Source organism: Metapseudomonas resinovorans DSM 21078, from assembly GCF_000423545.1.
Classification (GTDB): domain Bacteria; phylum Pseudomonadota; class Gammaproteobacteria; order Pseudomonadales; family Pseudomonadaceae; genus Metapseudomonas; species Metapseudomonas resinovorans.
The window spans coordinates 13,642-22,712 of the sequence record NZ_AUIE01000014.1 but is presented as its reverse complement, the minus strand read 5'-3'; the positions used below and the strand labels follow the sequence as shown (position 1 = coordinate 22,712).

Here is a 9,071-nt window from a genome sequence, read left to right as displayed (position 1 = left end):
ACCCGCTCACGAACAAGGGGGACGCCGTGACATCCAGCATCTTCTGGCACGACTACGAAACCACCGGTATCAACCCGCGCTGCGACCGTCCGCTGCAGGTTGCCGGCATTCGCACGGACGAGGCGCTCAACGAGATCGGTGAGCCGATCAACCTCTACTGCAAGCCCAGCGACGACATCCTGCCTCATCCGGCAGCTTGCCTGGTCACTGGCATCCTGCCCGGTACCCTGGCGGAGAAGGGGCTGGGTGAAGCCGAGTTCATGCATCGGGTACATGCCGAACTGGCGCTACCAGGCACCTGTGGCGCCGGCTACAACACCTTGCGCTTCGACGATGAGGTCACTCGCTACAGCCTCTACCGCAATTTCTACGACCCCTATGCCCGCGAATGGCAAGGCGGCAACAGTCGCTGGGACCTGATCGACGTGGTTCGCACCGCCTACGCGCTGCGTCCTGAAGGTATCGAGTGGCCTCAGCAGGACGGCCGTGTCAGCCTGCGCCTGGAGCTGCTCACTGCCGCCAACGGTATCGATCACGGCCAGGCTCACGATGCGCTGTCCGATGTGCGTGCGACCATCGCCCTGGCGCGTCTGCTGCGGGAGCGTCAGCCGAGGTTGTTCGACTATCTCTATCAACTGCGCAGCAAGCACAAGGTGCAGGAGCAGGTGCGCCTGTTGCAGCCCCTGGTGCATATCTCCGGGCGCTTTGCCGGCGAGCGCCATTACCTGGCAGTCGTCCTGCCGCTGGCCTGGCATCCGCGCAACCGCAATGCCTTGATCGTGCTGGACCTGCAAGCTGATCCTGCGCCGCTGCTGGACCTCGACGGGGAGGCTCTGCAAAAGCGTCTGTACACCCGACGTGATGAGTTGGCGGAAGGTGAGTTGCCGGTGCCGCTGAAGCTGCTGCATATCAACCGTTGTCCGGTGGTAGCACCGCTGGCGGTACTGCGAGAAACCGATCGCCAGCGCCTGGGCGTCGACCTGGAACTCTGCCAGCGTCGTGCCGCGCAGCTCACCGAACTGGCCGCCATCTGGCAAGAGAAGTTGCCGGTTATTTATGCGGAGGAGGAATTCACTTCGCTGGATGATCCTGAGCAGCAGTTGTACGGCGGATTTCTCGGCGACCGGGATCGTCGTCTCTGCGAACAAGTTCGACGTGCCGATCCGCAGCAATTGTCCCGGGAAAATTGGCCGTTCGACGACACGCGCCTGCCGGAGTTGCTGTTCCGTTACCGTGCGAGAAACTTCCCTGAAACTTTGTCGGAAACCGATCGATGGCGCTGGGAGGAGTTCTGCAGGAATCGGCTGAAGAGCCCGGAATTCGGGGCGCCAAATACCCTGGAGAGTTTTTTCGCGGCGCTGGATGAGTTCCAGGCCAAAGCCGAACCGTCGCAACAGACGGTGTTGCTGGAGTGGCGCCGATATGCCCTGGAACTGGGTCATCGCTATCGGTTGTGATAACCGGCCCCGGAACTTTCCGGGGTTTACCTGCGCCATAAAAAACGCCAGCAGATGCTGGCGTTCTTTATTGCCGAGGGGCTTAGCCCAGGATGGTGGCCCAACCTTCAACGGCTTCGGCGCCCCACTTGGCTTTCCACTCTTTCAGAGTCTTGTGGTTGCCGCCTTTGGTTTCGATCACTTCACCCGTGTGCGGGTTCTTGTACTGCTTGACCTTGCGGGCGCGCTTGCTGCCAGTAGCACCGGCCTTTGCGGCGCGCGGAGCCTTGCTGGAGCGGGCGTCCGGATCGAGCAGGGCAATGATGTCGCGCAGGGATTTCTGATATTCGCCCATCAGAGTGCGCAGTTTGCCTTCGAACTCCAGTTCTTTCTTCAGCTTGTCGTCCTGGGACAGGTTCTTCAGGCGCTCTTGGAGCTCCTTGATGGCTTCTTCCGTAGCCCGGTATTCGTTGATCAGCGACATGTCGGCGTCCCTTGTTGGAATCGTACGTTGACTTGCGATTGCGAAGTGTCAGCAATAATAGACAGCGATTATCTGTAAGTAAATAAGCGCGAAAACTTTTGTACGCATTGTTGTCGGCTTCTTCTTTGATACTAGTCCCGCTGCCGTTCTAATGCGTAATTGTGCTTCGGATACTCGCTATATCAGCGTCGGATGGTGCCCTTTAGTTGTGCGCTGTGTGTTGCTCCGCGATCAGCGGAATCCCCTTCAAAGCACGCGGTTACTGAAGTTTCTGCGCGCAGTAGCTAGAATGGCCGCCTTTGCGAAGTCTCTGGAGTGTTCCCTCATGCGCACATTTCGTCTGGTGATTGCCTGTCCGGACGGCGTCGGTATCGTAGCCAAGGTCAGTAACTTCCTGGCTACCTACAACGGCTGGATCACCGAGGCCAGCCATCATTCGGATAATCAGAGCGGCTGGTTCTTCATGCGCCATGAAATCCGTGCCGATTCCCTGCCTTTCGATCTGGATGGTTTCCGCCAGGCGTTCGCGCCGATCGCCCGTGAGTTCGCCATGGACTGGCGGGTGACCGATTCCGAAGTGAAAAAGCGTGTCGTGCTGATGGCCAGTCGTGAGTCCCATTGCCTGGCCGATCTGCTGCACCGCTGGCATAGCGGCGAGCTGGATTGCGAGATCCCCTGCGTGATCTCCAACCATGACGACCTGCGAAGCATGGTGGAGTGGCATGGCATTCCCTACGTCCACGTCCCGGTGGATCCGAAGAACAAGCAGCCGGCCTTCGACGAGGTTTCCCGCCTGGTGGAAGAGAATCGCGCCGATACCGTGGTGCTCGCCCGTTACATGCAGATCCTCCCGCCGGAGCTGTGCCAGCGTTACGCCCATCAGGTGATCAACATCCACCACAGCTTCCTGCCGTCCTTCGTTGGCGCCAAGCCCTACCACCAGGCGTCGTTGCGCGGGGTGAAGCTGATCGGCGCCACGTGCCACTACGTTACCGAGGAGCTGGATGCCGGCCCCATCATCGAGCAGGACGTGGTGCGCGTAACCCACCGCGACAGCGTCGAGGACATGGTTCGACTCGGCAAGGACGTGGAGAAGATGGTCCTGTCCCGTGGGCTACGCTATCACCTTGAAGACCGGGTGTTGGTGCACGATAACAAGACCGTCGTGTTCGACTGATCCCTTCGGCGGGCACCGCTCCGGTCAATTGGAACAGGAGCCCGCCCCATGCTCAGATCCATCAAGGTGCGCGACTACATGGCTCGCCACCTGGTGACCTTCAGGTCCGACACCGACCTCTTCCTGGCTATCGAACGCCTGCTGGAACATCACATTCCCGCCGCTCCGGTGGTGGATTCCCAGGGCCATCTCATCGGCATGATCTCGGAGGGCGATTGCCTGCGCGGCATTCTTTCCGGGGCCTATTACGAGGCCATTGGCGGCAACGTCAGCGGCTATATGTCCACCCAGGTGGAAACCATTTCTCCGGAAACCGATATCATCGATGTTTGCCAGCGCTTCCTGCGTGACAAACGCCGTTGTTTCCCTGTGGTGGAGGAGGGTGTGCTGGTCGGCCAGATCAGTCGCCGCGATGTGCTGCGAGCCGTAAAAGCCTTTGCCCAACACGATTCCGGGCAACCGCCGGAAGTCTGAGGAACGCCCATGACCGATCCACGCGACCGCGCTACATCCACGCCGCCGCCCACGTTGGGCGAAGGCTGCGTACGGCGTTATGACCCGGATGAGCTGAGTGAGGACAACGGCACCGAGTTTCCCGGGGCTGCCGAGCTGTGGCGAAAAGTGCAGGAAGAGGAAGAAAAGAAGAAGGCGCCTTAGGCGCCTTCTCTGTATTGGGATGGCAGAGCGTCGATCTAGATCCGGAAACTCCCCACCAGATGCTGCAAGCGTGCTGCCTGCTGATCCAAATCGGCACAGGCACGCAGCGTGGCCTGGAGGTTTTCCACGCCTTCCTGGTTGAGGGTGTTGATCTCGGTGATGTCCATGTTCAGCGAGTCGACCACGGCGGTCTGTTCTTCGGTGGCGGTGGCCACCGACTGGTTCATGCCGTCGATCTCGCCGATGCGCTGGGTCACGCTGCCCAGGCGCTGGCCGGCCTGGTTGGCGATCTCCACGCTCTGCTCGCTGTAGCGCTGGCTCTCGGTCATGGTGCTGACCGCCTCGCGGGCGCCGACTTGCAGCTCCTCGATCATCTGCTGGATTTCCTGGGCCGACTCCTGGGTGCGGTGGGCCAGGTTGCGCACTTCATCCGCCACGACGGCGAAACCACGGCCGGCCTCGCCGGCACGGGCGGCTTCGATGGCGGCGTTGAGCGCCAGCAGGTTGGTCTGTTCGGAGATGCCTTTGATCACTTCGAGGATCTGGCCGATGTTCACCGTCTTGCTGTTCAGGGTCTCGATGTTGCCGCAGGAAGCGCGGATCTTCCCGGACAACTCATTCATCGCCTGGATGGTGCGCTCGACCACCTGACGGCCGTCCTCGGCCAGGGTGCGGGCGGAGGAAGCCTGGTGCGAGGCGTCGGCGGCGTTGCGGGCGATTTCCTGGGCGGCAGCGCCCAGTTCGTTGATCGCCGCGGCGACGCTGTTGGTGCGGTTGGCCTGTTCGTCGGAGTTGCTCATGGACGAGTTGGAGGCGTTCAGCACCAGCTTGGCCACCTGGTTCACGTGGTTGGTGGCCGAAGACACTTCGCGGATGGAACCGTGGATACGCTCGAGGAAGCGGTTGAAGGCACTGGCCAGTTCACCGAACTCGTCCTGCGCATGAATCGCCAGGCGGCGAGTCAGGTCGCCTTCACCCTGGGCGATGTCCTGCATGGCGCGACCCATGATGTGCAGTGGCTGCATCAGTACCCGGATCAACATGCCCAGCAACAGGATGATGATCACCACGGCAATCACCGTCGCGATGATGGCCGAGGCGCGGAACTCGCTGAGCATCCCGAAGGCCTTGTCCTTGTCCACCGACACGCCGATGTACCAGTTCACCGAAGGCAGGCCCTTGACCGGGGCGAAAGTCAGGATGCGGGTGACGCCTTCCACCTCCACTTCGCTGAAGCCGGCATTGATGGCCGGTGTGTTCTGCGGATAGATCTCCCGCAGATTCTTCATCACCATGTCCTTGTTCGGGTGCACCAGGACCTTGCCGTCTGAGCTCACCAGGAAGGCATAGCCCATGCCGTCGAAGTCCAGGGCGTTGATGATCTGCACCAGGGTTTGCAGGCTCAGGTCGCCGCCGGCCACGCCGAGGGACTGCACCGGCGTGGCGATGGTCATGATCAGCTGGCCGGTGGCTGCATCGACATAGGGTTCGGTGAGGGTGGTGCCGCCGGCGCTCTTGGCGCCCTGATACCAGGGTCGGGTGCGCGGGTCATAGCCTTCGGGCATTGCGCTGTCCGGGCGCATGGTGAATTGCCCGTCCTGGGTGCCGAAGTACGTGAAGGCGAAGGTGGAGCTCAATGCCCGTTGTTGCAACAGGGTCGGTACGGCGTCAGGCGAAGGGTTGGCGGCCAGGGATTCGGCCACGCTTTCCACCAGCAGAATCCGGCCCGAAAGCCAGTTCTGGATATTACTGGCGGTGACATCGCCCATTTCCTGCAGATAGTTTTCCAGGTCGTTACGGATCGCATTCCTTTGCAAGTAATCGTTGTACAGGGTGAACAGCGAGAAAGCCGCAATTACCACCAGCGAGGCGGCAAGCAGAATCTTGTGGCTGAACCTCAGGTTTTTGATCATGTTTGCTTGCGTCCGGTTAGGTCAGGCACCAGTCTTTATGGCACGTGAGTGCAGAAAAACTGAGTAGAAACGTCGGTTTATATATCGGCGCGAACCAATAAAAGCTTTAACCGAGGAAGGCAAAATGCCCGAGCAACGTTCCCTGATTCTTGGCGCTGACCCAGAGGGCAATGCCGTTTCCCAGGCCATGAAGTTGGCCAACCGGCACGGCCTCATCGCCGGCGCCACCGGCACCGGCAAGACAGTGACCCTGCAGCGGTTGGCCGAAGTGTTCAGCGACGCCGGCGTGGCCGTGTTCGCGGCAGACATCAAGGGCGACCTCTGCGGCCTCGGCGCCGTCGGCAATCCTCAGGGCAAGGTGGCCGAACGCATCGCCTCGATGCCCTGGTTGGGACACCAGCCCCAGGCGTATCCGGTCACCCTTTGGGACGTCGCCGGGCAGTCCGGCCATCCGCTGCGCACCACGCTGAGCGAAATGGGGCCGCTGCTGCTCGGCAACCTGCTGGAGCTGACTGACAGTCAGCAGGCCGCACTCTATGCCGCCTTCCAGGTAGCCGACCGCGAAGGCCTGCTGTTGCTCGACCTCAAGGACCTCAAAGCCCTGCTCAACCACCTCAAGGATCATCCGGAGATGCTGGGTGAGGACCGCGCCCTGTTCGCCGATGCATCCGCTCAGGCTCTATTGCGACGCCTGGCCACCCTGGAGCAGCAGGGTGCCGAAGCGCTGTTCGGCGAGCCGGCGCTGCAGTTGGAGGACATCCTCCAGCCCGATCGCGATGGCCGCGGACGTATCCACCTGCTGGATGCCAGCCGCCTGGTCCACGAGGCGCCCAAGGTCTACGCCACTTTCCTGCTCTGGCTGCTGGCTGAGCTCTTTGAGCAGTTGCCCGAGCGTGGTGATGCCGACAAGCCAGTGTTGGCGCTGTTCTTCGATGAGGCCCATTTGCTGTTCGCCGATACCCCGAAAGCCCTGCAGGAGCGCCTGGAACAGGTGGTGCGGTTGATTCGTTCCAAGGGCGTTGGCGTGTATTTCGTCACCCAGTCGCCCAGCGACTTGCCGGACGACGTACTGGCCCAGCTCGGCCTGCGTATCCAGCATGGCCTACGCGCGTTCACCGCCAAGGAGCAGAAATCCCTGCGCGCCGTGGCTGATGGTTTCCGCCCGAATCCTGCGTTCGACACCCTGACCGTGCTCACCGAACTCGGTATCGGCGAGGCGCTGGTCGGCACCCTGGAAGAGAAGGGCACTCCGGCCATGGTCCAGCGCGTGGCCATTGCGCCGCCGCAGTCGCGCATCGGCCCGCTGAACGACAGCGAGCGCGCCGTGCTGGTACGTGGCTCGCCCCAGGCTGGGCGTTACGACAAGCCAATCGATCGCGAGTCAGCTTATGAAATGCTCACCGCCCGCGCGGCACAAAGTCCGGAGGTTGAATCCGACAAGGGCGGCAAGACGCAGGCCAGTCAGCCCGGCATGGGTGACCTGGCCGGCGAGCTGCTGGGAACCTTCGCCAGTCAGGCAATGAAGACTGCGGTGCGCCAGGCAGCCAACCAGCTCGGACGGCAATTGGTTCGCGGCCTGATGGGCTCCCTGTTGGGTGGCAGCAAGCGCCGCTGATTGGTGGAGTCGATTTCAATCGACTTGCAGGTCGAAGGTCTGCCCTGAGGTTCACTCGGGGCCGCTTCGCTTCCCTTGGTGAATGAATGGGCTATGTCTGCTCTACGCGTGGCAAGCAGCTGCCTTGCCTACAAGGCTCTTGGCCCGATGGTAAATCTCTCGCAACAGCCAAACGAAGAAGGGCGCCCGTGGGCGCCCTTCTTCATGTTCGTCCTGATCAGACGATAAAGGTGATGGCCACCCAGAACAGCGCGGCGGAGAGCAGGATCGTAGTGGGCAGGGTAAGCACCCAGGCCATCAGGATATTGCGCACCGTGCCACCTTGCAGGCCACTGCGGTTGGCAACCATGGTGCCGGCGACGCCGGAGGACAGCACATGGGTGGTGGACACCGGCAGGCTGTAGATGTTGGCCATGCCGATGGCGCAGGCGGCGGTGATCTGGGCGCTCATGCCCTGGGCATAGGTCATGCCCTGCTTGCCGATCTTCTCGCCGACGGTGCGCACCACGCGTTTCCAGCCAACCATGGTGCCGATGCCCAGTGCCAAGGCCACGGCCAGGATCACCCAGAACGGGGCGTACTCGGTGGTGGCGGTCAGGTCCTTGCGCAGCTTCTCCAGGTCGGCCTTTTCGCGAGCCGGCAGCTCAGAGAGCTTGCCCACCTTCTTGGCGGTGTCGTCCAGGCAGAGCAGGTAGCGGCGGACCTCGACGCGGGTGTCGTCGTTAAGGTCGTTGTAGTTGGCCACGCCATTGAGCTTCTGGAGCAGGGCGTTGATGGTCGGCTCTGTCTGCTTCGGATCGCAGCGATAGAGCTTCGGCATCTCGCTGCCATTGCTCTTGCCCAGGGCCAGCATCTCACCAAGGGTGTCGGTGTGACGCTGGTAGAACTGGCTCAGGTGAGTCGCCGCGTCGCGGGTACGCTCGATCTGGTAGGTGGTGCTATTGAGGTCCAGCACGAACTTGGCCGGAACGATACCAATCAGTACCAGCATGATCAGGCCGATGCCTTTCTGGCCATCGTTGGAACCGTGTACGAAGCTCACGGCCATGGCGGAAAGCACCAGGACCAGGCGGTTCCAGAAGGGCGGATGCTTCTTCTCGTCCAGCTCCTTACGGGTTTCCGGCGTCTTGTGCATCTTCGATAACGGGTACATCCACTTCAGACCCAGCAGCAGCAGGGCTGCGACCAGGAAACCAGCAGCCGGGGAGAAGATCAGCGACAGGCCGATATCGATGGCTTTGCCCCAGTTCACACCTTCGCCCAGGGGCAGGTCGGTGAGCAGTGCGTTGGCCAGGCCGACGCCAAGGATCGAACCGATCAGGGTGTGCGAGCTGGAAGCCGGGATACCGAAATACCAGGTGCCCAGGTTCCAGGCGATGGCGGCGGTGAGCAGGCTGAACACCATGGCCAGGCCGTGGCCGGTATTGACGTTGATCAGCAGTTCCACCGGCAGCAGGTGGACGATGGCATACGCCACGCCGACGCCGCCCAGCAACACACCGAGGAAGTTGAAGATCCCCGAGAGGAACACCGCCCGGTAGGGCGACATGGCCTTGGTGTAGATGACAGTGGCCACCGCGTTGGCGGTGTCATGGAAACCGTTGATGAACTCGAAGGTCAGGACGAATGCCAGGGCGAGACAGAGGCTCAGCACCAGCCAGGCATCTAGCCCGCTGAAGAGATCGAACATGAAAGTTTTGTGACTGGCTCATGGAGGGGCCGCGATTATGCCAGAAAACCGGTCGTCGCCCAGACCCGGGCGTCGAGCGGTTCCTGGCATTCCCTACGC

General features: G+C 61.6%; 8 protein-coding genes. 5 read left to right on the top strand and 3 right to left on the bottom strand.

The features are described 5' to 3' along the window. Positions 1-26: 26 nt before the first annotated feature. Positions 27-1,457: an exodeoxyribonuclease I gene (sbcB, locus tag G559_RS0112760; protein ID WP_028628583.1), complete on the top strand. Its 1,431-nt coding sequence runs from the start codon at positions 27-29 to the stop codon at positions 1,455-1,457. 82 nt (positions 1,458-1,539) lie between these two features. On the opposite strand, the gene mvaT is transcribed toward sbcB, so the two are convergent. Further along, on the bottom strand, positions 1,540-1,920 hold the full coding sequence (gene mvaT / locus G559_RS0112755; RefSeq protein ID WP_028628582.1) for a histone-like nucleoid-structuring protein MvaT: 381 nt from the start codon (positions 1,918-1,920) through the stop codon (positions 1,540-1,542). A 325-nt stretch (positions 1,921-2,245) separates the two neighbouring features. Between mvaT and purU the strand changes: the two genes are divergently transcribed. Genes purU through G559_RS30685 form a run of 3 tightly spaced genes read left to right on the top strand, consistent with a single transcriptional unit; the run spans position 2,246 to position 3,754 of the window. Further along, entirely contained in the window at positions 2,246-3,097 is an 852-nt protein-coding gene (gene purU, locus G559_RS0112750) for a formyltetrahydrofolate deformylase (RefSeq protein WP_028628581.1), read from the top strand. Positions 3,098-3,145: 48 nt separating this feature from the next. After that, entirely contained in the window at positions 3,146-3,571 is a 426-nt protein-coding gene (locus tag G559_RS0112745; protein ID WP_028628580.1) for a CBS domain-containing protein, read from the top strand. Between the two features lie 9 nt (positions 3,572-3,580). Then, complete coding sequence (locus G559_RS30685) at positions 3,581-3,754, top strand: hypothetical protein (RefSeq protein WP_169338771.1); 174 nt, start codon at positions 3,581-3,583, stop codon at positions 3,752-3,754. Positions 3,755-3,789: 35 nt separating this feature from the next. On the opposite strand, the gene G559_RS0112735 is transcribed toward G559_RS30685, so the two are convergent. Next, positions 3,790-5,667 (bottom strand): methyl-accepting chemotaxis protein, encoded by a 1,878-nt coding sequence (locus G559_RS0112735; RefSeq protein ID WP_028628579.1) that lies wholly within the window; start codon positions 5,665-5,667, stop codon positions 3,790-3,792. A 124-nt stretch (positions 5,668-5,791) separates the two neighbouring features. Here G559_RS0112735 and G559_RS0112730 point away from each other — a divergent pair, with 124 nt between their 5' ends. Next, positions 5,792-7,282 carry a helicase HerA-like domain-containing protein gene (locus tag G559_RS0112730; protein WP_028628578.1) on the top strand — a complete coding sequence of 497 codons (1,491 nt, stop codon included), beginning with the start codon at positions 5,792-5,794 and terminating at the stop codon, positions 7,280-7,282. Positions 7,283-7,499: 217 nt separating this feature from the next. On the opposite strand, the gene G559_RS0112725 is transcribed toward G559_RS0112730, so the two are convergent. Continuing rightward, positions 7,500-8,972 (bottom strand): inorganic phosphate transporter, encoded by a 1,473-nt coding sequence (locus G559_RS0112725; protein WP_028628577.1) that lies wholly within the window; start codon positions 8,970-8,972, stop codon positions 7,500-7,502. Positions 8,973-9,071 lie beyond the last annotated feature (99 nt).

Bases quoted from the DNA above. Each gene is read 5' to 3' on its own strand.
- mvaT (WP_028628582.1), bottom strand. From the start codon at position 1,920: ATGTCGCTGATCAACGAATACCGGGCTACGGAAGAAGCCATCAAGGAG.
- purU (WP_028628581.1), top strand. From the start codon at position 2,246: ATGCGCACATTTCGTCTGGTGATTGCCTGTCCGGACGGCGTCGGTATC.
- G559_RS0112745 (WP_028628580.1), top strand. From the start codon at position 3,146: ATGCTCAGATCCATCAAGGTGCGCGACTACATGGCTCGCCACCTGGTG.
- G559_RS30685 (WP_169338771.1), top strand. From the start codon at position 3,581: ATGACCGATCCACGCGACCGCGCTACATCCACGCCGCCGCCCACGTTG.
- G559_RS0112735 (WP_028628579.1), bottom strand. From the start codon at position 5,667: ATGATCAAAAACCTGAGGTTCAGCCACAAGATTCTGCTTGCCGCCTCG.
- G559_RS0112730 (WP_028628578.1), top strand. From the start codon at position 5,792: ATGCCCGAGCAACGTTCCCTGATTCTTGGCGCTGACCCAGAGGGCAAT.
- G559_RS0112725 (WP_028628577.1), bottom strand. From the start codon at position 8,972: ATGTTCGATCTCTTCAGCGGGCTAGATGCCTGGCTGGTGCTGAGCCTC.